This window comes from Clostridium sp. (assembly GCF_047777555.1).
Taxonomy (GTDB): domain Bacteria; phylum Bacillota; class Clostridia; order Clostridiales; family Clostridiaceae; genus Clostridium_H.
Genome location: NZ_JBKEEV010000002.1, coordinates 263,309 through 288,758, shown reverse-complemented (window position 1 = coordinate 288,758; position 25,450 = coordinate 263,309). Strand labels below are relative to the sequence as shown.

General features: G+C 33.8%; 22 protein-coding genes, 1 tRNA gene, 1 pseudogene and 1 other annotated feature. Of the genes and pseudogenes, 23 read left to right on the top strand and 1 reads right to left on the bottom strand.

Annotation, left to right across the window (positions count from 1 at the left end):
• The first annotated feature begins 10 nt into the window (after positions 1 to 10).
• The 3 genes and pseudogenes from ACFWTK_RS04580 to disA all read left to right on the top strand — a co-directional run bounded on the left by ACFWTK_RS04580 (position 11) and on the right by disA (position 5,092).
• Positions 11 to 2,462 (top strand): annotated as a pseudogene (locus tag ACFWTK_RS04580) (ATP-dependent Clp protease ATP-binding subunit).
• Positions 2,463 to 2,641: 179 nt separating this feature from the next.
• Positions 2,642 to 4,000 carry a DNA repair protein RadA gene (radA, locus tag ACFWTK_RS04575; protein ID WP_415874936.1) on the top strand — a complete coding sequence of 453 codons (1,359 nt, stop codon included), beginning with the start codon at positions 2,642 to 2,644 and terminating at the stop codon, positions 3,998 to 4,000.
• A gap of 33 nt (positions 4,001 to 4,033) precedes the next feature.
• Positions 4,034 to 5,092, top strand: coding sequence for a DNA integrity scanning diadenylate cyclase DisA (gene disA / locus ACFWTK_RS04570; protein WP_415874935.1), 1,059 nt, complete (start codon positions 4,034 to 4,036; stop codon positions 5,090 to 5,092).
• 37 nt (positions 5,093 to 5,129) lie between these two features.
• Here disA and ACFWTK_RS04565 read toward each other — a convergent pair whose 3' ends face one another.
• On the bottom strand, positions 5,130 to 5,531 hold the full coding sequence (locus ACFWTK_RS04565; RefSeq protein ID WP_415874934.1) for a DUF1573 domain-containing protein: 402 nt from the start codon (positions 5,529 to 5,531) through the stop codon (positions 5,130 to 5,132).
• Between the two features lie 323 nt (positions 5,532 to 5,854).
• Between ACFWTK_RS04565 and ACFWTK_RS04560 the strand changes: the two genes are divergently transcribed.
• The 20 genes from ACFWTK_RS04560 to ACFWTK_RS04465 all read left to right on the top strand — a co-directional run bounded on the left by ACFWTK_RS04560 (position 5,855) and on the right by ACFWTK_RS04465 (position 25,446).
• Entirely contained in the window at positions 5,855 to 6,934 is a 1,080-nt protein-coding gene (locus tag ACFWTK_RS04560; protein WP_415874933.1) for a PIN/TRAM domain-containing protein, read from the top strand.
• Between the two features lie 34 nt (positions 6,935 to 6,968).
• A complete protein-coding gene (ispD, locus tag ACFWTK_RS04555; protein WP_415874932.1) occupies positions 6,969 to 7,655 on the top strand; it encodes a 2-C-methyl-D-erythritol 4-phosphate cytidylyltransferase in 687 nt (228 codons plus the stop codon).
• Between the two features lie 59 nt (positions 7,656 to 7,714).
• Positions 7,715 to 9,115: a cysteine--tRNA ligase gene (gene cysS / locus ACFWTK_RS04550; RefSeq protein ID WP_415874931.1), complete on the top strand. Its 1,401-nt coding sequence runs from the start codon at positions 7,715 to 7,717 to the stop codon at positions 9,113 to 9,115.
• A gap of 120 nt (positions 9,116 to 9,235) precedes the next feature.
• Positions 9,236 to 9,652, top strand: a complete 417-nt coding sequence (locus ACFWTK_RS04545; protein ID WP_415874930.1) for a Mini-ribonuclease 3 — start codon at positions 9,236 to 9,238, stop codon at positions 9,650 to 9,652.
• A 21-nt stretch (positions 9,653 to 9,673) separates the two neighbouring features.
• Entirely contained in the window at positions 9,674 to 10,411 is a 738-nt protein-coding gene (thyX, locus tag ACFWTK_RS04540) for an FAD-dependent thymidylate synthase (protein WP_415874929.1), read from the top strand.
• A gap of 24 nt (positions 10,412 to 10,435) precedes the next feature.
• Positions 10,436 to 11,203, top strand: a complete 768-nt coding sequence (gene rlmB / locus ACFWTK_RS04535; protein WP_415874928.1) for a 23S rRNA (guanosine(2251)-2'-O)-methyltransferase RlmB — start codon at positions 10,436 to 10,438, stop codon at positions 11,201 to 11,203.
• Between the two features lie 9 nt (positions 11,204 to 11,212).
• Positions 11,213 to 11,722, top strand: coding sequence for an NYN domain-containing protein (locus ACFWTK_RS04530; protein WP_415874927.1), 510 nt, complete (start codon positions 11,213 to 11,215; stop codon positions 11,720 to 11,722).
• An 89-nt stretch (positions 11,723 to 11,811) separates the two neighbouring features.
• Entirely contained in the window at positions 11,812 to 12,462 is a 651-nt protein-coding gene (gene sigH, locus ACFWTK_RS04525; protein WP_415875159.1) for an RNA polymerase sporulation sigma factor SigH, read from the top strand.
• Between the two features lie 102 nt (positions 12,463 to 12,564).
• Positions 12,565 to 12,640 (top strand) — tRNA-Thr (locus ACFWTK_RS04520).
• Positions 12,641 to 12,719: 79 nt separating this feature from the next.
• Entirely contained in the window at positions 12,720 to 13,901 is a 1,182-nt protein-coding gene (gene tuf / locus ACFWTK_RS04515; RefSeq protein ID WP_415874915.1) for an elongation factor Tu, read from the top strand.
• Positions 13,902 to 14,144: 243 nt separating this feature from the next.
• Positions 14,145 to 14,309, top strand: a complete 165-nt coding sequence (gene rpmG, locus ACFWTK_RS04510) for a 50S ribosomal protein L33 (protein ID WP_415874926.1) — start codon at positions 14,145 to 14,147, stop codon at positions 14,307 to 14,309.
• A gap of 40 nt (positions 14,310 to 14,349) precedes the next feature.
• The gene (secE, locus tag ACFWTK_RS04505; protein WP_415874925.1) at positions 14,350 to 14,571 is read left to right on the top strand and encodes a preprotein translocase subunit SecE; all 222 of its coding nucleotides are present in this window, start codon (positions 14,350 to 14,352) and stop codon (positions 14,569 to 14,571) included.
• A 53-nt stretch (positions 14,572 to 14,624) separates the two neighbouring features.
• A complete protein-coding gene (gene nusG / locus ACFWTK_RS04500) occupies positions 14,625 to 15,146 on the top strand; it encodes a transcription termination/antitermination protein NusG (RefSeq protein ID WP_415874924.1) in 522 nt (173 codons plus the stop codon).
• 74 nt (positions 15,147 to 15,220) lie between these two features.
• Positions 15,221 to 15,646 (top strand): 50S ribosomal protein L11, encoded by a 426-nt coding sequence (gene rplK / locus ACFWTK_RS04495; protein WP_415874923.1) that lies wholly within the window; start codon positions 15,221 to 15,223, stop codon positions 15,644 to 15,646.
• 55 nt (positions 15,647 to 15,701) lie between these two features.
• Entirely contained in the window at positions 15,702 to 16,400 is a 699-nt protein-coding gene (gene rplA, locus ACFWTK_RS04490; RefSeq protein WP_415874922.1) for a 50S ribosomal protein L1, read from the top strand.
• Between the two features lie 48 nt (positions 16,401 to 16,448).
• Positions 16,449 to 16,585: a sequence feature (ribosomal protein L10 leader region), on the top strand.
• A gap of 13 nt (positions 16,586 to 16,598) precedes the next feature.
• Positions 16,599 to 17,108 (top strand): 50S ribosomal protein L10, encoded by a 510-nt coding sequence (gene rplJ, locus ACFWTK_RS04485; RefSeq protein WP_415874921.1) that lies wholly within the window; start codon positions 16,599 to 16,601, stop codon positions 17,106 to 17,108.
• A gap of 57 nt (positions 17,109 to 17,165) precedes the next feature.
• Positions 17,166 to 17,534 (top strand): 50S ribosomal protein L7/L12, encoded by a 369-nt coding sequence (rplL, locus tag ACFWTK_RS04480; RefSeq protein ID WP_415874920.1) that lies wholly within the window; start codon positions 17,166 to 17,168, stop codon positions 17,532 to 17,534.
• 271 nt (positions 17,535 to 17,805) lie between these two features.
• Positions 17,806 to 21,534, top strand: a complete 3,729-nt coding sequence (gene rpoB, locus ACFWTK_RS04475; protein WP_415875158.1) for a DNA-directed RNA polymerase subunit beta — start codon at positions 17,806 to 17,808, stop codon at positions 21,532 to 21,534.
• Between the two features lie 20 nt (positions 21,535 to 21,554).
• On the top strand, positions 21,555 to 25,085 hold the full coding sequence (gene rpoC, locus ACFWTK_RS04470) for a DNA-directed RNA polymerase subunit beta' (RefSeq protein ID WP_415874919.1): 3,531 nt from the start codon (positions 21,555 to 21,557) through the stop codon (positions 25,083 to 25,085).
• 121 nt (positions 25,086 to 25,206) lie between these two features.
• Entirely contained in the window at positions 25,207 to 25,446 is a 240-nt protein-coding gene (locus tag ACFWTK_RS04465) for a ribosomal L7Ae/L30e/S12e/Gadd45 family protein (protein WP_415874918.1), read from the top strand.
• Positions 25,447 to 25,450: the final 4 nt, after the last annotated feature.

Here is a 25,450-nt window from a genome sequence, read left to right as displayed (position 1 = left end):
TGTATAATCTATGATGTTCGGAAGATTTACAGAAAGAGCACAAAAGGTTTTATATTATGCACAACAAGAAGCTCAAGCCTTTAGACATGGATATGTAGGAACAGAACATATTTTGCTTGGACTTTTAAAAGAAACCGATGGAGTTGCAAATAAACTCCTTAATAGCATGGACATAACAGAAGATAAAGTAAAAAAATTGATTGAGGAATATGAAGGCAAGGGTGAATTTGTTATAAATAAAAATGAAATTCCTTTAACACCAAGAACCAAAAGGTTACTAGAGCTAAGCTTACTAGAAGCTAGAAAGTTAAATCATAACTATATTACGCCAGAACATATATTGCTTGCTTTAATAAGGGAATCAGAAGGAGTAGCTTATACTATTTTAACTAATTTAGGTTTAGATTTTGAAAAGCTTCAAAAAGAATTGGTGAAGGCGTTTAGTCCTGAGAACGTTCAAGGAACAGCAAATATGGGTAAGGCCCAGCCTAAAAACACTAATACTCCTACATTAGATCAGTATGGAAGAGATTTGACTCAAATGGCAGAAGAAGAAAAGCTTGATCCAGTAATAGGAAGAGATAAGGAAACAGAGAGAGTTCTTGAGATTTTGTGCAGAAGGATTAAAAACAACCCATGTCTTATTGGTGATCCAGGAGTAGGTAAAACTGCTATTGCAGAAGGCCTTGCTCAAAGGATTGCAAGTGGAAATATTCCAGAAATATTAAAAAACAAGAGAGTTGTAACTCTAGACTTATCTTCTATGGTTGCTGGTTCCAAATATAGAGGAGAGTTTGAAGACAGAATTAAGAAGGTTATAGAGGAAGTAAGCAAAGCTGGAAATGTGATTCTATTTATAGATGAAATTCATACTATAGTTGGAGCAGGTGGAGCAGAAGGAGCTATAGATGCTTCTAATATATTAAAGCCAGCCCTAGCAAGAGGTGAAATTCAATGCATAGGAGCTACAACTCTTGATGAATATAGAAAATATATAGAAAAGGATACAGCACTAGAGAGAAGATTCCAACCTGTAACTGTAGGAGAACCTACAAAAGAAGAATCAATACAAATATTGTATGGTCTAAGAGATAAGTATGAAGCTCACCATGGAGTAAAAATTACAGATGAGGCAATAAAGGCAGCAGTTGAACTATCAGATAGATATATTACAGATAGATATCTTCCAGATAAGGCAATAGATTTAATAGACGAAGCTGGTGCTAAGGTAAGAATTAAAAACTTAACAGTTCCACCAGATTTAAAGAGCTTAGAACAAGAGATTGAAAAAGCTCAGAAGGAAAAAGAGGACGCAATTAGGGTTCAAGATTTTGAAAAGGCAGCAAAGCTTAGAGATAAGGAAAAAGAGCTAAAAGAAAAGTTGGATAATTTCAAAAACAACTGGAAAAAGCATAGTGATGGATTTACTCAAACCGTTGGAGAAGAAGAAATAGCTGAAGTGGTATCTAGATGGACTGGAGTGCCAGTGGAAAAGCTTACAGAAAGTGAATCAGAAAGATTGATGAAGTTAGAAGAAATCCTTCATAAAAGGGTTATAGGGCAGGAAAGAAGCAGTGAAGTCTATTTCTAGAGCAGTAAGACGTGCTAGAGTTGGACTTAAAGATCCAAAGAGACCAATTGGCTCATTTATATTCTTAGGACCTACTGGGGTTGGTAAGACAGAATTATCCAAGGCTCTTGCAGAAGCTATGTTTGGAGATGAAAATAATATAATAAGAATTGATATGTCAGAATATATGGAAAAGCATGCGGTATCAAGACTTATAGGATCTCCTCCAGGATATGTAGGACATGATGAAGGTGGTCAATTAACTGAAAAAGTAAGACGCCGTCCATACTCTGTAATTCTTTTTGACGAAGTTGAAAAAGCTCATCCAGAAGTGTTTAACATTCTTCTACAAATATTAGAAGATGGAAGACTTACAGATTCAAAAGGAAAAACAGTAGATTTTAAGAATACAATTATAATAATGACATCAAATGTAGGTGCGCATACAATTAAAAAACAGAAGTCCTTAGGTTTCTCTACATCTGAAGATGAAGCTGAAAGTCAATATGAAAAGATGAAAGAAAATATTATGGGTGAACTTAAAGAAAGCTTTAAACCGGAGTTCTTAAATAGAATAGATGACATCATCGTATTCCACTCTTTAGAAGAAAAAGATTTAAGACAGATAGTTAAGCTTATGCTTAGAGAAGTATCAAACAGATTAAAAAATCAAGAAATAGATATTGAATTTGACGAAGAGGCTGAAAAACTGTTATCCAAGGAAGGATTTGATCCTGCTTATGGAGCAAGACCTTTGAGACGTACTATAACAAAGGTTGTTGAAGATAAATTATCAGAAGAAATTTTAAGAGGAAATATAAAAAGAGGAGACAAGGTTTGTGCAACAGTAGAGGATGGCAAATTAGTATTAAAAACTTTAATTAACCAGTAAATTAAAGCATGAAAAAACCGACAGAGTCAGCTTAAAGCTGTCCTGCCGGTTTTTGAAATGTAATTAAATTCAAATAAATACAATGAATTTAATTTATATAAAAAAATTCGCATTCCATACAAATTTATATAAAAATATTGTATAATATTATTTTGTATGAGTAGACAGGAGTGGTAAGTGTGGCTAAAAATAAGACTATATTTATATGCCAGGAATGTGGATATGAGGCTCCTAAATGGTTTGGTAAGTGTCCAGGATGCGGTTCGTGGAATACCATGGTTGAAGAAAAGAAAGAAGAGAAGATTTTAAGTAGAAGCACTGGAATAAGCAGCAATAATAAACCAGAAAGCATATCTAATATAAAGTCAGGTGAATTCGAAAGATACGATACAGGCATTAATGAATTAAATAGAGTGTTAGGTGGAGGATTAGTCAAGGGCTCATTGACATTAATATCAGGGGCTCCTGGAATAGGAAAATCTACTATATTACTGCAAACCGCAAACAATATTGCAGGAAAGTTTGGAAAAGTTCTGTATGTATCAGGAGAGGAATCTGGTGAACAGATAAAAATAAGAGGAGATAGGTTAGGCAGTATATCCTCTGATTTATATATTTTATCAGAGACTAATCTTCAGCTTATAGAAGAGCACATTAATAAGATGAATCCAGTATTTGTAATCATAGATTCTATACAAACTCTGTTTAAGCCATCTATTGAATCTGCTCCAGGAAGTGTATCCCAGGTAAGAGAATGCTCTAATGAACTTATGAGAATTGGGAAAACAAAAAATATTCCCCTCTTTATAGTGGCTCATGTAACCAAGCAGGGAGAGCTAGCTGGACCGAGAGTTTTAGAGCATATGGTTGATACAGTGCTTTCTTTTGAAGGTGAAAGAACTCAAGAGTTTAGAATACTCAGAACCATGAAAAACAGATTTGGAACCACTAGTGAAATTGGGGTCTTTGAAATGAGACAAGAAGGGCTTAAAGAAATTCTTAATCCTTCCCAAGTATTTTTAGAGGAAACAAATTTCAATGCTGAAGGTTCTGTAGTAATAGGGATCATGGAAGGTACACGTCCTATTCTAGTTGAAATACAAGCACTTGTAACAGAGACTAAAGCTGTTATGCCTAGAAGAACTGTGGTAGGTGTAGATATATCCAGATTAAATCTAATTTTAGCTGTTTTGGAAAAAAAGCTTAGAATCCCATTCTACAACTGTGATGTTTATGTAAATGTAGTAGGAGGCCTTGAAATAGAAGGTACATATGGAGATTTAGGGCTTGCATTAGCTCTTATATCCAGCGTAAAAGGGCGAAATTTTAAGTTGAATAAGATGATAGTTTTTGGAGAGATTGGATTGACTGGCGAAGTAAGACCTATTGCTTTATGTGACAGGTTAGTAAATGAAAGTATAAAGATGGGATTTGAAAATATCATAATACCTTATAGAAATAAGGATAAGATAGATGTAAAAAATAGAAATGTTATAGGAGTATCTTCATTAAAAGAAGCAGTTAGCAAAGTTTTTTAATATCATATAAAACAAATGAGAGGAGAGTGAGATATGAGATTAGATAAGGATAAAAAGCTGATGGATATATTAAAGATTATGGCTCCAGGAACTCAGCTAAGAGATGGCCTAGATAATATATTAAGGGCTAAAACAGGAGGATTAATAATTCTTGGGGACAGCGATGAAATATTAAAAATCGTAGATGGAGGCTTTAATATAAATTCCGAATATAGTCCATCTTATGTATATGAACTTGCTAAGATGGATGGAGCAATAGTCTTAAGCAGCGATTTAAAAAGAATTCTTTATGCAAATACCCAGCTTATACCAGATGCCTCTATACCAACCTTTGAAACAGGAACAAGGCACAGAACTGCTCATAGAGTAACGAAGCAAACTGGAAGTATAGTAATTGCTATTTCTCAAAGAAGAAATATAATTACTGTGTATAAAAATGATATTAAATATGTGTTAAGAGACAGCAGTGATATATTGGCAAGGGCAAATCAAGCTCTTCAAACTCTTGAAAAATATGTATCTGTTTTAGAGAGAGTGGTTAGCAACTTAAACTTACTAGAATTTCAGGACTTAGTCACATTATTTGATGTTACAACTGCAATTCAAAGGACAGAGATGGTTATGAGAATTGTGGACGAAGTGGAGCTTTACATAGTTGAACTTGGAAACGAAGGTAGGCTTATATCTATGCAGCTAAATGAACTTGTAAAGAGTGTGGAGGAAGACGGAATACTCTTAATTAGAGACTACTGTAGGAATAATATGGATTATAATAAGATATATGAGCAGATTCAAAAGATGTCTTCTGATGAAATTTTAGATTTAGATTCAATAGCTAAGGCATTAGGACATAATGGTGGTGCCTTAGTGGATACCTTAATATCACCAAGAGGATACAGAATGTTAAGCAAAATTCCGAGAATTCCTGTAAATGTAATAGAAAATGTTATAAGCAACTTTAGAGAACTTAAAGCGGTCATGGAAGCATCCTATGAGGAATTAGATAATGTTGAGGGAATTGGAGAAGCCAGAGCCAAAGCTATTAAGAATGGTCTTCGCAGGTTAAGGGAGCAGTTTATGATAGACAGCTAATAGCACAAAATAAGCTGTGCTTATTTTGTGCTATTAACTATCTAAAGGTATACTTACCTAAGGTGTTTATTTTATTTAGCTCTTTCAAAAGTATATCATAAAGATTTAGGTCTAATAAATTGCACAGTGAAGTTAGATAAAATAAATTATTGCCGATTTCTCTTTCTATAACATCCCTACAGTTTTCACATAATTCTCCGTTTAAGTGGGTGTTTAGGTGTTCCTTAAATAAGTTAAGATCTATATCATCAACACTAGGTATTTTCTGTTTTTTTGCATCAATTTGAATACAGCCGCAATTAGTAACAGACTTTGCTACTGCTCTGTTTATACGTCCTTCAGATTCTTGTAATTTGGTTATTATATCTAACAAGCTTCTATGGCGCAAAAGACATTCATCTACTGCATTCTGAAAATCGTCGAAAATAACATCTTTCATAGTTTCAGCTCCTTACCACTAATTTTTCCAGCGTCTTGATATTATAATTATAATAATCTTTGAACAATTTTGTCAATAAAGCTATAAGAGGGGTGTCGGTACATGTATATAATAAGGCAATATAATTTTTATTAATAGGGGGATTAAAAAGTTAAATATTAGACGAAAATATATACTGAGGAAAATGTAACGATATTTTTCATGAATAAATTTTAAATAATTGCTAGGCTGGTTGAAATAGGGTATATAATAATATATATTGGTATTAATAGTATTAAAAACTTTTTAAGTAACATGGTAAGATTATCGAGGAGGTGAAAGAAATGTTTAATAGAATTCTAAGAGGGTTCTTTACTATAATTGGACTTATATTAGGATTTATAGCTGGAGAATGGCTGCTTAGCTTAAATAAGCTAGTATATTTTAATAGTACAACTGTTTTGAAAATAGTGTTTTTAGCCTTTACCACTTTGCTTTTAGGACTTATATTATTTATTATTTCCCCTATATTTAATTCTTTAATAACAAAATCTATGAATTATTTTGAAGAGAACATACAAAAGATACCTACTGTAGAAATACTTATAGGTACTATAGGAGCTATATTAGGGCTTCTTATTTCAGTTCCTTTTGTGAGTTTGTTTAATGATTTCCTTATAGGAAAAATAATAGGAGTAATTATAGTTTTAGTAGTGACTGCTTTAGGAGTTGATATTGCAGTCAAAAAGAAGGAAGAGATAATTGGAGCTGTTTCAAACATAAAAAAAGTTGGAACTACAAAAGAAAAAAAGCCTAAGACTTCATATAAGGGAATTCCAAAGGTTCTTGATACTTCTGTAATAATTGACGGAAGAATTTTAGATATATGTCAAAGCGGGTTTATAGAAGGAACTTTAATAATACCAAACTTTGTTTTAGATGAGTTGAGACATATAGCTGATTCATCCGATAGTCTAAAGAGAAATAGAGGTAGAAGAGGACTTGATACTCTAAATAAGATGCAGAAGGAATTGGTTATAGATTTACAGATAACAGATAAAGATTTCCCAGAGATAGAAGAAGTTGATAGCAAATTGTTAAAATTAGCACAAGTCCTAAAAGGAAAGGTTATAACTAATGACTACAATTTAAATAAAGTAGCAGGGGTGCAGGGAGTACCTGTCCTAAATATAAATGAGCTTGCTAATTCAGTAAAACCTGTGGTTCTTCCAGGAGAAGAAATGACAATACAAATAATTAAGGATGGTAAGGAGCAGGAACAAGGTATAGCTTATTTAGATGATGGAACAATGATAGTTGTAGAAGGCGGTAAAAGGCATATAGGGGAAGTTATGGACGTAGTAGTTACATCAGTACTACAGACGGCAGCAGGAAGAATGATTTTTGCAAGACAGAAAAAGTAAGTTTACTTCGTTTATGGTAAAAGGAGCACTCTAAATGGGAAGAAACTGTGCTGTTATTGTAGCAGCAGGCAAGGGAACTAGAATGAAGTCAGAAATAAATAAGCAGTTTATAGAATTAAAAGGCAAACCAATTTTATACTATACGCTCAAAGCTTTTGAAGATAATGATTTAATAGATGAAATAATATTGGTATTGGCAAAGAATGAGATTGAATATTGCAAAGATAACATTTTAAATAAATATAAAATGAATAAAATAAAGAAGATAGTTGAAGGTGGAAGCACAAGACAAGATTCAGTTATAAGAGGATTATTAGCGGCGAAAGGAAACGACATTGTTTTGATACATGATGGTGCCAGACCTTTTGTAGATAATAGAATAATTGAGGATGGAATAAAATATGCCAATATATATGATGCATGTGCTTGTGGAGTACAGCCTAAAGACACAATAAAAATTAAAACAGAAGAAGGGTTCTCCTTAAATACTCCAAGGAGAGATACTTTGTTTTCTGTGCAGACCCCCCAATGTTTTAAATATGATTTGATACTGGATGCTCATAAGAAAGCTTTGAAAGAAAAAATAGAAGCTACAGATGATACAATGATTGTGGAAAATTATAATCACAAAGTGTATCTATATGAGGGAAGCTACAACAATATAAAAATAACTACTCCAGAAGATTTAATAATTGGTGAAAGAATACTAGATATGATGTAAAATTATACTTGTAGTACGAAGTTGTGCAAAATAAACATAATTTGTTAGGAGGCACTGCAATGAAAATATTCAATACAATGACAAGGCAAAAAGAAGAGTTTGTTTCTATAAAACCTAATGAAATTACTATGTATGTTTGTGGACCTACAGTATACAACTATTTTCATATTGGAAATGCTAGAACTTTTTTAGTGTTTGATACAATTAGAAGATACTTTGAATACAGAGGGTATAAGGTGAGATTTGTTCAAAATTTCACAGATATAGATGACAAAATGATAAAAAGAGCTAATGAAGAGAATACTACAGTAAGAGAATTAGGAGATAGGTATATAGAAGAATATTATAAAGATGCGGATGGACTTAATATTGAAAGGGCTACTGTCAATCCAAGAGCTACTGAATATATAGAAGAGATAATAAAATTTATACAAGATTTAATAGATAAAGGCTATGCTTATGAAGTTGATGGAGATGTATACTTTAGCACAAAGAAGTTTAAAGAATATGGAAAGCTATCTGGGCAGAATCTAGATGACTTACAAGCTGGTGCTAGGATAAGTGTAGATGAGAGAAAAAAAGATCCTATGGACTTTGCAGTATGGAAAAGTGAAAAGCCAGGAGAACCTTCTTGGAATAGTCCATGGGGAAAAGGAAGACCAGGATGGCATATAGAATGCTCATGCATGGCACACAAGATTCTCGGTGATACAATAGATATTCATGCAGGTGGTGCAGATTTAGTTTTTCCACATCACGAAAATGAGATAGCTCAAAGTGAAGCAAGAAGTGGTAAGCCTTTTGCTAACTATTGGATGCATTCGGCTTATTTAAATATAAATAATAAAAAGATGTCAAAATCTCTAAACAATTTCTTTACTACAAGAGAGATTTTGCAAAATTATGATGCAGAAGTTGTTAGATTATTCATGCTTTCCGCTCATTACAGAACTCCTTTAAACTTTAGTGATGAGTTATTAGAAAGTGCAAAAGCTTCAAAGGAAAGACTATATAATGCCATAGGTAACTTAGAAAGGCTTATAGATGAAGTTAAAACTGAAAATTTAAAAGAGGAAGAAAAGGCTTATATAGACAACCTTAATGCCTATAAAGACAAATATATAGATAAGATGGATGATGATTTTAATACAGCAGATGCTATAGCTGTAATATTTGACTTGATAAAAGATATAAACACTAATGTAGGAGTAGATTCATCTAAAGAACTTATAAAATATTGTTTGGACTTAATAAGGGAATTAGGAAAACCTTTAGGTATACTTCAAAAATCTACAATAGAGGATTTGAATTCTGAGATAGAAGCGCTAATAGAGGAAAGACAGCAGGCGAGAAAAAATAAAAACTGGGCCTTAGCAGATAAAATAAGAGATGATTTAAAAGCTAGGGGGATAGTTCTTGAAGATACTCCACAGGGAGTAAGATGGAAAAAAGTTGATTAATTCAAATAATGGTAATAACAAAAAGTGTAGTCATTATTGAAATGACTACACTTTCACGTTATATTAAGTATAGTGTTGTTTTATGATTATCAATATAAAGTAAAGGAGAATTATCTTCCTATGAAATTTGACTTTTTAAATAGTAAACTTACTACAAATGAGGCTAAACAACTAAATCCTCTGGTTCTTGCTTTTGTAGGAGATTCGGCTTATGAAGTGTGTATTAGAACTTATCTAGTCACCAATAATAGAAACATATCTGCTCATAAACTTCATCTTAAAACTATATCTTTTGTTAAGGCTCACAGCCAAAGCGAGTTTATGAAAAGTATAGAAAATCAATTAAATGAAGATGAGCTTACAATATATAAAAGAGGAAGAAATGCTAAATCGGGTACTGTTCCTAAAAATGCAGACGTTCAGGAATATAGGATAGCAACAGGGTTTGAGGCTGTAATAGGATTTTTATACCTTACAAATCAATTAGATAGACTTAATGAGTTATTAAATGTTATTATAAATTTAAACATCAATTAAAGATTAAAAGGGGAGAATATAATGGCACTAAAGGTGAAATTAATAGAATATACACCAAATCCAGAAAAGGTTATTGCATCAGCAGCAAAACTTTGCTATAGTGCTGTGGGAATAGACGATATATTAAATGGATTGGATAATGAAAATACAAATAAATTTCTAAATAGACTAATGTCTTATGGACATATGTCTCCTATAGAACATGTATCATTCACTTTTGCTGTGGAGGGAGTTTCAAGATCCTTAACACATCAATTGGTTAGACATAGAATTGCATCTTACTCTCAGCAGAGTCAAAGATATGTAAAGCTGGATCAATTTGAATACATAATTCCTCCAGAAATTGATAAAGATGAAAGAGCAAGACAAATCTTTATCAAGACAATGGAAGATGATCAAAAAGCTTATGATGACATTGTAAGCATATTAAAAGAAAAATATATAAAAAATGGACTTAAGGAAATGGCTGCAGAGAAAAAAGCTATTGAAGATGCTAGATACGTATTTCCAAACGCATGCGAAACGAAGATAGTACTCACAATGAATGCAAGGTCCTTAATGAACTTTTTTGAACATAGATGCTGCAATAGAGCTCAATGGGAAATTCATGCTCTTGCAGATAAAATGCTGGAATTAGTAAAAGAAGTTGCTCCTATTCTATTTAAAAGAGTAGGTCCTGGTTGTGTAAAGGGGAACTGCCCTGAAGGAGCTATGACTTGTGGAGAAATAGAGAAAGTAAGAGAAAAGTATTCAAAATAATTTTAAATGAAAGAGGTAGCCAAAATGAAAGAAGTAAGAAAAAAAGATATTGAGGCTAGAGAAGACTTAATAGAAGGAAGAAATGCTGTAATAGAAGCTTTAAAAAGTGATAGAACTATAGAAAATATATTAGTTGCCAAAGGAGATATGACTGGCTCTATAAGCAAGATTGTGGCTATGGCAAGAGAGAAGAGTATAGTTATAAAAGAAGTTGATAGAAAGAAACTAGACTCTATGTCTGTAACAGGAGCGCACCAAGGAGTCATGGCTATAGTAACTCCTTATAAGTATTGCAGTATTGATGATATATTGGATTACGCTGATAAAAAGGGAGAAAAGCCTTTTATAGTAATACTAGATGAAATTGAAGACCCTCATAATTTAGGATCTATTATTAGAACAGCAGAAACCTGTGGTGTACATGGAATAATAATACCTAAAAGAAGAAATGTTGGTATTACGCCTACTGTATATAAGACATCAGCAGGAGCTATTGAATATATGAAAGTTGCTAAAGTTGGAAACATAAATAAAGCTATAGATATGATTAAAGAAAGAGGAGTATGGGTATACGGAGCAGATATGGATGGAGAAGGATACTGCTTCCAGACGGACTTTTCAGGAGCAGTAGCTTTAGTTATAGGCAGCGAAGGAAGAGGGATCTCAAAACTTACTAAAGAAAAATGTGATGGACTAGTTAAAATCCCTATGGTAGGAAATATAACATCTTTAAACGCATCTGTAGCGGCCGGCATAATGATGTATGAGGTTCTAAAACAAAAAATGGAATAAGTTAAAGTCGTGAAGAATGTATTTGTAGATGGATATAATGTAATTAATAGTTGGCCGGAGCTAAATAAAATTAAAGAGTATAGTTTTGAGGCAGCGCGCATGAAACTTATTGAGATGTTGCAAGATTATGCAGCCTTTAAAGGAGATAAAATATTTATAGTGTTTGATGCCCATATGGTAAAAGGAAGTTTAGAAAAGAGAGAAAGACTGAATAATATAATAATTGTTTTTACAAAAGAAGGAGAAACAGCAGATAGCTTTATCGAAAAATATGTTGATTCAATAGGTAGAAAGGCTGAAGTGTGTGTTGTAACTTCTGATTTTCTAGAGCAGCAAGTAACATTTCAAAGAGGAGCTACAAGAATGTCTTCTTTAGAATTCTATAATGAAGTGATAAGTACTAGGCGTAAGATAAGTGTAAAGACTAAAAAGGATACTTCGGGAAATAAAAACTTGTTGAAGGATAGAGTAAATAAGGAAGTATTAGATAAACTTGAAAAAATTAGAAGAGGAGATTAAAATTTCTTGACTATAAATTTCCTATTATTGTATAATCAAATATATAATATGGAATATTTTTGGAATTTATAGGTGGAGGGGATATTTTGATAAATAAGGCAGGCGCTCTTGAGGAAAATGTGGATATGGAAGATAGAATAGATGAAGAAATTGCTTTAGAGGCTAAAGATGGAAACGTAAAAGCACAAGAATACTTAATAAATAAATATAAAAATTTTGTAAAAGCAAAGGCAAAGTCCTACTTTCTAATAGGAGCTGATAAGGAAGATATTTATCAAGAAGGCATGATAGGTCTTTATAAGGCTATCAGAGATTTTAGGCCTGATAAGTTATCATCCTTTAAGGCTTTTGCAGAGTTATGCGTTACAAGACAAATTATAACTGCCATTAAAACGGCGACAAGGCAAAAGCATATACCACTTAATACATACATATCTCTTAATAAACCTATTTATGATGAGGAATCAGATAGAACTTTACTGGACATAATATCCACAGTAAAGGTATCTGATCCAGAAGAGTTAATTATAAGTAGAGAAGAAGTAACAAAAATAGAGTGTGAAATAGAAGAAGTGCTATCAGAATTAGAATTAGAGGTATTGAATTCATACTTGCAGGGTAAATCATATCAAGAGATAGCTTGTGACTTGGATAGACACTCTAAATCTATTGATAATGCTCTTCAAAGAGTTAAGCGAAAGCTGGAAAAATGCTTAAACAAAAACATGAAAAAATCTTGACAAAAAAAAGTGGAAATAGTAAAATAGATAATTGGTATAGGGCTTTTGAAAAACGATTATGTGGTGTCATGGGCTCAATACTATTTTGAAATTTTAGAAGATGCCCATGTAGCTCAGCAGGCAGAGCGTCACCTTGGTAAGGTGGAGGTCGCCGGTTCAAGCCCGGTCGTGGGCTCCATGAATTAAAAATAAGCTGACAACACACCAGGACAAGTTTACGAAAAGATTAAACTTAATAATGAATGGGAGGAATAAAAATGGCAAGACAAAAGTTTGAAAGAACAAAGCCACACGTAAACATAGGAACAATAGGACACGTTGACCACGGTAAGACAACAACAACAGCAGCAATCACAATGACACTTGCAAAAACAGGTGGAGCAGAAGTACAAGACTACGAAGATATCGATAAAGCACCAGAAGAAAAAGAAAGAGGAATAACAATCAATACAGCACACGTAGAGTATGAAACAGAAAAGAGACACTACGCACACGTTGACTGTCCAGGACACGCTGACTACGTAAAGAACATGATCACAGGAGCAGCTCAAATGGATGGAGCAATCCTAGTAGTATCAGCAGCAGACGGTCCAATGCCACAAACAAGAGAACATATACTACTAGCATCAAGAGTTGGAGTTAACCACATAGTAGTATTCTTAAATAAAGCAGACCAAGTAGACGATCCAGAATTATTAGAATTAGTAGAAATGGAAGTTAGAGAATTATTAAATGAATACGGATTCGATGGAGACGGATGCCCAGTAGTAGTAGGATCAGCATTAAAAGCTATCGAAGAAGGCGACGACGAATGCATTAAACAATTAATGGATGCAGTTGACGAATATATACCAACACCAGAAAGAGCAACTGACCAACCATTCTTAATGCCAATAGAAGATGTATTCACAATAACAGGAAGAGGAACAGTTGCAACAGGAAGAGTAGAAAGAGGAGTACTACACGTAGGAGACGAAGTACAAATCGTAGGAATGAAAGAAGAAATAGGAAAGACAACAGTAACAGGAGTAGAAATGTTCAGAAAGATGTTAGACGAAGCAATGGCAGGAGATAACATCGGAGCATTACTAAGAGGAGTACAAAGAAACGAGATCGAAAGAGGTCAAGTATTAGCAAAACCAGGTTCAGTAACACCACACAAGAAATTCGTAGGTCAAGTATACGTATTAAAGAAAGAAGAAGGTGGAAGACATACACCATTCTTTGATGGATACAGACCACAATTCTACTTCAGAACAACAGACGTTACAGGAACAATTAAGTTACCAGAAGGTGTAGAAATGGTTATGCCAGGAGACCACATCGACATGAACGTAGAACTAATCACACCAGTAGCAATGGAATCAGGATTAAGATTCGCTATAAGAGAAGGTGGAAGAACAGTAGGTTCAGGAGTTGTTACTTCAATAGTAGAATAGTTTTAAATTAATAATTAGGACTAGGTTCAACACTTAGTCCTTTTAAAAGGCATAAGATAAGAAAACACAAATGGTTTATATTGCATTGGTTTATATTACAATTAAGGTGATTAAAGAAAAAAGTTGACATATACAGCAACTTATGATAAATTCTTAAGGTAACACGTAAATTTATATGGATCAATATAAATGTGTAGTATATGCTTATGAATATAGTAATGCCTGTGTGTGTATACGCAGAATATGGAGGTGTTGATTGTGAGAGTTAAAGTAACTTTAGCATGTACAGAGTGCAAGCAAAGAAATTACAATACAATGAAGAATAAAAAGAATGACCCAGAAAGATTAGAAATGAGAAAGTATTGCAGATTCTGCCGCCAGCACACACTTCACAAAGAAACAAAATAGTTGCTTGTATTCACTAAATATATTTAAGGATGTGAATATAATGGCTTTGAATGAAAATAAAAAGGCTGAAAAAAAATCAAATGAAGGTATAGTCAAGTTTGTTAAAGAAGTAAAGGCAGAAACCAAGAGAATAACTTGGCCACCTAAAGATGAAATAAAAAAGTCTACTATAATAGTTTTGTTTTTTTGTGCTGTTAGTGCTATCATAATTGGATTAATGGATTATGGTTTTAATGGCCTTTACAAATTGATATTTAAATAAACAATAAATACAAAGAGGGAGGTAGGAGTGAGGATTAACCTCATCCCCTGATTATGGCAGAAAAAGCTCGTTGGTATGTTGCTCATACCTATTCTGGTTATGAAAACAAAGTTAAAGTGAATTTAGAGAAGGCAATTGAAAATAGAGGATTGCATGACTTAATTCATGATATACAAGTCCCAATAGAAGAAGTAGTAGAAGTAAAAGATGGAAAAAAGAAAATAACCCAAAAGAAGATATTTCCGGGTTATGTACTTGTGAAGATGATAATGTCAGATGAGTCATGGTACATAGTTAGAAATACTAGAGGGGTTACGGGATTTGTTGGTCCTGGTTCAAAACCAGTTCCTCTTACTGACGAAGAGGTAGCAGCTATGGGAATTACTGAAAAGACTGTTAACATCGACATATCAGTAGGGGAAAATGTTAAGATCACTTCTGGACCATTAAAGGATTTTATCGCATTGATACAAGAGATCAATGTTGAAAAACAAAAAATTAAAGGTTTAGTTAATATGTTTGGCAGGGAAACCCCTGTTGAACTTAATTTTAATCAAATAGAAAAACTTGATTAACCTGCTATAAGACTTTGTCTTATACAGTGGGAGAGCTAAAAGCTCGCATTACCACATATGAGGAGGTGTAAATTATGGCAAAAAAAGTAGTAGGAATGATTAAACTTCAACTTCCAGCAGGAAAGGCAACACCAGCACCACCAGTTGGACCAGCACTTGGACAGCACGGTGTAAACATTATGGCTTTCTGTAAGGAATACAATGCAAAAACTGCAAATCAAGCAGGAATGACAATTCCAGTTATAATTTCAGTTTATCAAGACAGATCTTTCAGCTTTATACTTAAAACTCCTCCAGCAGCAGTTTTAATTAAGAAAGCAGCTGGATTAGAAAGTGGTTCTGGAGAACCAAACAAGAAGAAAGTTGGAAAGATCACAAAAGCTCAACTAAAAGAAATAGCTGAGACAAAGATGCCTGACTTAAATGCAGCATCATTAGAATCTGCTATGAGCATGATAGCTGGTACAGCTAGAAGCATGGGCATAACAGTTGAAGAATAATATATATTCAATTAGTGGGAGGTAAAAACCGCTAATACCACAAGGAGGAAAGAATATGGCAAAAAGAGGAAAAGGTTATTTAGAAAGCGTTAAGCTAATCGATAAGAATACTTTATATACACCTTCTGAAGCTATAGATCTTACTTTAAAAACAGCAAAAGCTAAATTTGATGAGACTATAGAACTTTCTGTAAGACTTGGTGTAGATCCAAGACACGCTGATCAACAAGTTAGAGGAGCTGTAGTGCTTCCACACGGAACAGGAAAAAAAGTTAGAGTTTTAGTTTTCGCTAAAGGAGATAAAGCTAAAGAAGCAGAAGCAGCAGGAGCTGATTATGTAGGAGCAGAAGAATTCATTGATAAAATCCAAAAAGAAAACTGGTTTGAATTCGATGTAGTTGTTGCTACACCAGATATGATGGGATTAGTAGGTAGATTAGGTAGAGTATTAGGACCTAAGGGATTAATGCCTAACCCAAAATCAGGTACTGTTACATTTGATGTATCAAAAGCAATAGCAGATATTAAAGCTGGTAAGGTTGAATACAGAGTAGACAAAACAGCTATAATTCACGTTCCAATAGGAAAGAAATCTTTTGAAAGTAAAAAGCTTGTTGAAAACTATAATGTATTAATGGAAGCTATAGTTAAAGCTAAACCTGCAGCAGCTAAAGGACAATATATTAAATCTGTAACATTATCAAGCACTATGGGACCAGGAATAAAAATTAATCCTGCAAAAGTTATAGATTAATATTGACTTAGCAATTTAGATTTGATATAATAAATCATGTTGTGTGAAATTGAATAAGATAAATCTCCGCAGACAGTAGGTGCGAAAGCGTAACGGGAAACCAACCTACCGAGGATTTAAATATTCGGTATTGGATATTATAGAGTCTCTTTGCGTCTGCGCGAAGAGGCTTTAATTTTTAGTTGAGGAGGTGCTACAGTGGCAGGAGAAAATAGACAATTAAAAGAAGCTAAAGTTCAAGAGATAAGAGAAAAATTTGAAAAAGCTCAATCAATTGTGCTTGCTAGTTATCAAGGACTTAACGTTGAAGAAGATACAGAGCTTAGAAAGAAGCTAAGAGAAGCTGGTGTTGAATATAAAGTTTACAAAAACACATTAGTTACTCTAGCAACTAAGGAATTAGGCTTAGAAGGAATAGCTGAGTACCTAGAAGGGCCAGTATCTGTAGCTATAGGATATGATGATGCAACTGCTCCAGCAAGAATATTAAATGATTTTGCAAAAGATCATAAAAAATTACAATTAAAAGCTGGTATAGTTGAAGGTCAAATATTCGACGAAGCAAAGATAAAAGAACTTGCATCAATACCACCAAAGGAAGTTCTTGTTGCAAAATTACTTGGCAGCCTAAAGGCTCCACTATCAAAGTTTGTTTACTTGATAAATGCTATTGCAGAAAAGAATGGTTCAGCTGAAACTGCTGAATAAAAATTAAAATAACGGAAAAAGAAGATAAATGTTAAAAATTATGGAGGTGCTATTATAATGACAAGAGAAGAGATCATTCAAGCTATAAAAGAAATGTCAGTTTTAGAATTAAACGAATTAGTAAAAGCATGTGAAGAAGAATTTGGAGTAAGTGCTGCTGCACCAGTTGCAGTTGCAGGTGCACCAGCTGCAGGAGCTGCTGCTGCTGAAGAAAAGACTGAATTTGATGTAGTTTTAGCTAGCGCTGGAGCTAACAAGATCAAAGTTATAAAAGTTGTTAGAGAATTAACTGGATTAGGATTAAAGGAAGCTAAAGAAATAGTTGACGGAGCTCCTAAGACACTTAAAGAAGCAGTTTCTAAAGAAAATGCAGAAGAAATGAAAGCAAAACTTGAAGAAGTTGGTGCTGCAGTAGAATTAAAGTAGAATCTAATATAATTAAAAAGGCACTTATTTAAGTGCCTTTTTATTTTAATGAAATCTATGTTGACACTTAAAAGTTATTATGATAATATAGTTTAATGCATGAAAGTATAGAAAATACTATTTAAAATACTACTTAAAATAATTAATCATGATGAATTAATCTATTTTTTTTGGTTATACTAACAGGATGAGCGTGTATATTCTAGAATTATTAGGAATTCATAGAGTGTCTGCGTTTTTTGTTATTCTTATGCGAGGGGTGAAAATTTTAATGGTACATCCTATTCAAATCGGTAAAAGAACGAGAATGAGCTTCTCAAAAGTTAATGAAGTTTGTCCTATGCCAAATCTTATCGAAGTACAATTAGATTCATATCGATGGTTTTGGGAAGAAGGAATAAAAGAAGTTTTTGACGATATTAATCCTATCCAAGATTACACAGGAAACCTTGTTTTAGAGTTTACTGACTACAGCTTAGATAAGGATGCTATCAAGTATTCCGTAGAGGAATGCAAAGAAAGAGATGCAACCTATGCTGCACCTTTAAAAGTAAAGGTAAGATTGCTTAACAAGGAAACAGGAGAGGTTAAGGAACAAGAAGTCTTCATGGGAGATTTTCCATTAATGACACAACAGGGTACGTTTGTTATTAATGGAGCGGAAAGAGTTATAGTAAGTCAGCTTGTTAGATCGCCAGGAGCTTATTATGGATTTGATGTAGATAAGACAGGAAAAAAGTTGTTTTCTTCAACGGTTATTCCTAACAGAGGAGCATGGTTAGAATATGAAACTGATTCTAACGATATTATATATGTAAGAATTGATAAGACAAGAAAATTGCCGATAACTATTCTGATAAGAGCTTTAGGAGTAGGCAGCGATGCCGAAATTATAGAATACTTTGGTGAGGAAGAAAGACTTAAGGCTACAATTGAAAAAGACAACACTAAGACCAGAGAAGAAGCACTACTTGAAATATATAAAAGGTTAAGACCAGGTGAACCACCTACAGTTGATAGTGCGGTTTCACTTATAAATTCATTATTCTTTGATGCTAAAAGATATGATTTATCTAGGGTTGGAAGATATAAGTTTAATAAGAAATTAGCAGTTTATATAAGATTGCTTAACCAAATAGCTGCTGAAGATGTTGTTAATCCGTTAACTGGAGAAATTATAGTACAAAAAGGCGAAGTTATTGAAAGAGAAAAAGCACTTGAAATTCAAAATTGCGGTATAAATGTTGTAAATATTCAAGTTGAGGATAAAGTTATAAAAGTAATAGGAAATAATTTTGTAGACATACATAACTTTATAGACTTCGATATTTCTGATTTAAAGATAAAAGAACATGTACATTATCCAACACTAAAGAAAATTCTTGATAATTATACAGATGAAGAGACTATAAAAGAAGAAATTAGAAAAAATATACATGAATTAATTCCAAAACATATAGTAATAGATGATATCTACGCTACTATCAGCTATGAATTAGGATTACCTTATGGAGTTGGAGACGTTGATGATATAGACCACTTAGGAAATAGACGTTTAAGATCGGTTGGAGAATTATTACAAAATCAATTTAGAATTGGATTATCCAGAATGGAAAGAGTAGTCAAAGAAAGAATGACTATTCAAGATCAAGAAGTTATAACACCTCAAGCATTAATAAATATTAGACCAGTGGCAGCTTCTATTAAGGAGTTCTTTGGAAGTTCTCAGCTTTCACAGTTTATGGATCAAACAAATCCATTATCTGAGTTGACACATAAGAGAAGATTGTCAGCCTTAGGACCAGGAGGACTTTCAAGAGAAAGAGCAGGTTTTGAAGTAAGAGACGTTCACCACTCACATTACGGAAGAATGTGCCCTATAGAGACTCCAGAAGGACCAAACATAGGTCTTATCAACTCTCTTGCATGTTATGCTAGAGTTAATGAATATGGGTTTATAGAAACTCCATATAGAGTGGTAGATAAAAAACAAGGTAAGGTCAAAGATGAAATAGTTTATTTAACAGCAGATGAGGAAGACCAATATCTAGTAGCTCAGGCTAGAGAACCGCTTGATGAAGAAGGACACTTCATTGATAGCAGAGTAACTGTTAGAACAAGAGAAGATGTAATAGTTGTTTCAAAAGATCAGGTTGATTTAATAGATGTTTCTCCAAGACAAATAGTATCTGTTGCTACAGCGATGATTCCATTCCTTGAAAATGATGATGCCAGCCGTGCTTTAATGGGATCAAACATGCAGCGTCAGGCAGTACCTCTACTAAAGCCAGCGGCTCCTATAGTTGGTACAGGAATAGAGTATAAGGCAGCAGTAGACTCAGGAGTACTTCCAAAGGCAGAGCATGATGGAGTAGTTGTATACGCAAGCGCTAATGAAGTCAGAATAAAAAGAGATTCTGATGGAGGATTAGATAGATATAAACTTCTTAAGTTTAAGAGATCTAACCAAGGAACCTGCATAAATCAGAGACCTATAGTAAATAAAGGTGAAAGAGTAAAAGCTGGAGATGTATTAGCAGACGGTCCATCAACAGATTTAGGTGAAATAGCATTAGGTCAAAATATACGTATGGGCTTTATAACTTGGGAAGGATATAACTATGAAGATGCTATGCTTGTATCTGAGCAGCTTGTTCGTGACGATATATTTACTTCTATCCATATTGAAGAATATGAAGCAGAAGCTAGAGATACAAAATTAGGACCGGAAGAAATAACAAGAGATATACCTAATGTAGGTGAAGATGCTCTTAAGAATATAGATGAAAGAGGAATAATTAGAATTGGAGCCGAAGTTAGATCAGGAGATATACTAGTAGGTAAGGTTACTCCAAAAGGAGAGACAGAACTTACAGCTGAAGAAAGATTACTTAGAGCTATATTCGGTGAAAAGGCAAGAGAAGTTAGAGATACATCACTAAGAGTTCCTCATGGAGAAGCTGGAATAATTGTAGATGTAAAAGTATTTACAAGAGAAAATGGCGATGAACTTCCTCCAGGCGTTAATGAGTTAGTAAGATGCTATATAGCTCAGAAGAGAAAGATTTCTGTTGGAGACAAGATGGCAGGAAGACACGGTAATAAAGGTGTTATATCTAGAATATTACCAGAAGAAGATATGCCATTCTTACCAGATGGAAGACCGCTTCAAATATGCTTAAATCCTCTAGGAGTTCCATCACGTATGAACATTGGTCAGGTTTTAGAGGTTCATCTAGGATGGGCTGCTGCAGAAATGGGTTGGCATATTGCAACACCTGTATTTAGTGGTGCTTTAGAAGAAGAAATTGTAGAGCTTCTACATGAAGCAGGTTATGACGGTGACGGTAAGACTGTTTTATATGACGGAAGAACAGGAGAACCTTTTGATAATAGAGTTACTGTTGGATACATGTATATATTAAAACTTCACCATTTAGTAGATGATAAGATACATGCAAGATCAACAGGTCCTTATTCCTTGGTTACTCAACAACCATTAGGAGGTAAAGCTCAATTTGGTGGCCAAAGATTTGGAGAAATGGAAGTTTGGGCTCTAGAAGCATATGGAGCTGCACATACACTACAAGAAGTTTTAACTGTAAAATCTGATGACGTAGTTGGTAGAGTTAAGACATATGAGTCTATAGTTAAAGGAGAAAATATTCCAGAGCCAGGTGTTCCAGAATCATTTAAAGTTCTTATAAAAGAACTTCAAGCTCTTTGCTTAAATGTAAAAGTATTAAGCGATACAAATGAAGAAATAAAGATAAAAGAGTCAGTAGACGAAGAAATGGAAGACTTAGGTGTTAATATTGAAGGAACAGAGGACGAAGTGCTTCCTGGAATTAGAGACGATGAATTAGATGAGCCAGCAGAAGAAGATGTAGATGATATGCCTGATATAGATGAATTTGATGATAGTAAGTTAGACTATGATTTGCCATTAGATGAAATTGGAGATGGGCTAGAGTTAGAAGATTTTAATGATGAACATTAATGCGAAGGGAGGATTTACCCTTGATAGAATTAAATAATTTTGAAGCATTACAAATAGGGTTGGCTTCACCGGAACAAATAAGGGAATGGTCTAGAGGTGAAGTTAAGAAGCCTGAAACTATTAATTACAGAACTTTAAAACCTGAGAAGGATGGATTGTTCTGTGAAAGAATATTTGGACCTATGAAAGATTGGGAATGTCACTGCGGTAAATATAAGAGAGTAAGATACAAAGGTATAGTCTGCGATAGATGCGGAGTAGAAGTTACAAAATCTAAAGTAAGACGTGAGAGAATGGGGCATATAGAACTTGCTGCCCCTGTATCTCATATTTGGTATTTCAAGGGAATACCATCTAGAATGGGACTTATACTTGATATGTCCCCAAGATCCTTAGAAAAAATATTATATTTTGCTTCATATGTGGTTCTAAATCCAAAAGAAACTCCATTGCTAAAGAAGCAATTACTAAGTGAAAAAGAGTATAGAGAAAGTGTTGATAAGTACGGAGAAGATGCATTTGAAGCTGGTATGGGAGCAGAAAGTATAAAGAAATTACTCGAAGAAATTGACTTAGAAAGCTTGTCTGCTGAATTAAAAGAAACTTTAAAAACTAGCACAGGTCAAAAAAAGGTAAGAACTATAAGAAGATTAGAGGTAGTAGAATCATTTAGAAAGTCTAATAATAGACCAGAATGGATGATTATTGACGTTATACCAGTAATTCCTCCTGACTTAAGACCTATGGTTCAACTTGATGGAGGTAGATTTGCTACATCAGATTTAAATGACCTATATAGAAGAGTTATAAATAGAAATAATAGATTGAAGAAGCTTCTTGATTTAGGAGCTCCAGATATTATAGTAAGAAATGAAAAAAGAATGTTACAAGAAGCAGTTGATGCTCTAATAGATAATGGTAGAAGAGGAAGACCAGTTACAGGACCAGGAAATAGACCTCTAAAATCATTGTCAGATATGTTAAAAGGTAAGCAAGGAAGGTTTAGACAAAACTTGCTTGGTAAGCGTGTTGACTACTCTGGACGTTCAGTTATCGTTGTAGGACCTGAATTAAAGATGTATCAATGTGGTCTTCCAAAAGAAATGGCTCTTGAGCTATTTAAGCCATTTGTTATGAAAAAGTTAGTAGAAAGCGGTGCTGCTCATAATATTAAGAGTTCTAAAAAGATGGTTGAAAGAGTTATGCCGCAAGTATGGGATGTACTCGAAGATGTTATATCTGAGCATCCAGTATTACTAAACCGTGCTCCTACTCTTCACAGACTAGGAATTCAGGCTTTCCAACCAATACTTGTTGAAGGTAGAGCTATTAAACTTCATCCATTAGTATGTACAGCATACAATGCAGACTTTGATGGAGACCAAATGGCTGTTCACGTGCCTTTATCAGTTGAAGCACAAGCAGAAGCTAGATTCTTAATGCTTGCAGCTAATAACATCTTAAAGCCATCTGATGGTAAGCCAGTATGCGTACCTACCCAGGATATGGTTTTAGGGTCATATTACTTAACTTTAGATAAGGATGGAGCAAAAGGAGAAGGTAAAGCGTTCTCTGGCCCAGATGAAGTATTAATGGCTTATCAACTAGGTGAAATAGATATCCATGCAAAAATTAAAGTAAAAATGACCAAGGAAAAGGATGGAAAGATTATTAGTGGTATAATCGAAACTACACCTGGAAAGTTAATGTTCAACGAATCAATACCACAAGATTTAGGATTCGTTGATAGGAGTAAGCCAGAAAATGAATTTAAATTAGAAATTGATTTCCTAGTAACTAAAAAGAATTTAGGAAAAATAATAGATAAATGTTATACAAAATATGGTCCAACTATGACATCCACAATGCTTGATAAGATAAAAGCTAAAGGATATCATTATTCTACAATAGGAGCTATAACAATATCAGTATCTGATATGACAGTACCAGCAAATAAGAATCAATTATTAGCAGATACTGATGCTGCAGTAGATAAAATTGAAAAAATGTACAGAAGAGGTTTCATATCTGAGGATGAAAGATATGAAAGAGTTATTGAAAAATGGACTCAAACTACAGAAGATGTTGCTAATGCACTTATGGAAAACCTTGATAAATTTAACCCTATATTCATGATGGCAGACTCAGGAGCCAGAGGTTCTAAGTCTCAGATTAAGCAGCTTGCAGGTATGAGAGGACTTATGGCTAACCCATCTGGTAAAATTATAGAGTTACCAATAAGAGCATCCTTCAGAGAAGGTCTTGACGTACTAGAATACTTTATATCTACTCACGGAGCTAGAAAAGGTAACGCGGATACTGCTCTTAAGACTGCTGACTCAGGATATTTGACAAGAAGACTTGTTGATGTTAGCCAAGATGTTATAGTAAGAGAAGAGGACTGCGGAACAGAAGAAGGATTTGAGGTTTCAGAAATTAGAGAAGGAAATGAAATAATTGAATCATTAACAGAAAGACTTCATGGTAGATATTCAGCTGAAGATATCATGGATCCATCTACTGGAGAAGTTATAGTACCAAAGGATACTTATATGGATGCTGATTTAGCAGAAAAGGTAGAGAAGTCCGGAATTAAAAAGGTAAAAATCAGATCTGTATTTACATGTAAGTCAAAACATGGTGTTTGTGCTAAATGCTATGGTATGAATATGGCAACTGGAATGAAAATAAATATTGGAGAATCAGTTGGTATAGTTGCAGCTCAATCTATAGGTGAGCCAGGAACTCAGCTTACAATGAGAACTTTCCACACTGGTGGAGTTGCTGGAGCTGATATAACTCAAGGTCTTCCAAGAGTTGAGGAGTTATTTGAGGCTAGAAAACCAAAAGGACTTGCAATAGTAACAGAAGTATCAGGTACAGTAAAAATAGAGGAAACTAAGAAAAAGAGAATTGTGCATGTTATAGATGATGATGGTATAGATAAGAGCTATGATATTCCATTTGGTTCAAGAATAAAGGTTGTTAATGGTGCTAGAATAGAAGCTGGAGATGAAATAACTGAAGGTTCAGTTAATCCACATGACATAATAACAATAAAAGGACCAAAGGAAGTTAAAAATTATCTACTATCAGAAGTTCAAAAAGTTTATAGACTTCAAGGTGTTGATATAAATGATAAACACTTAGAGGTTGTTATAAGACAAATGACAAGAAAAGTTAAAGTAAAGGAATCTGGAGATACCGAGTTATTACCAGGAACATTAGTAGATATGTTTGATTTTGAGGAGATAAATCAAAAGATGCTTGAACAAGGTGGAGAATTAGCTACAGGAGAAGTAGCTTTACTAGGAATTACTAAGGCAGCTCTTGCTACAGATTCCTTCTTATCAGCAGCGTCTTTCCAAGAAACAACAAGAGTACTTACTGATGCGGCTATAAAAGGTAAGATAGATCCACTTCTAGGATTGAAGGAAAATGTAATAATAGGTAAATTAATTCCTGCTGGAACAGGAATGATGAAATACAGAGCCATAAAATTAAATACAGATAAACCAAAAGAAGAAGAAGAAAATGTTAGCGAAGCTTAATATTGATTTTGTTGACATGTGGAATGTAAAATGATAAAATACATTTTGTGTGTAATGATTATGATTAGAGGCAAATAAAAAATATTTGTCTCTAACATAATGTTTTTAAGGGGGTTCTCGGATGGTTCGAAGAATTGAAGGGGAAAAGGTGATTGGTCTCAAACAGACTCTAAAGCACATGAAAAATGGAAAAGGACAATGTCTGTATATAGCAAAAGATGCTGAAGAAAAATTAACCAGCCCTGTTATTGAATTAGCCAAAGAGAAATCGATCCAGATTGTATATGTAGAGACAATGAAAGAATTAGGAGTACTTTGCGGAATAGATGTTGGAGCATCGGTAGCTCTAATTCTTCATTAATAAT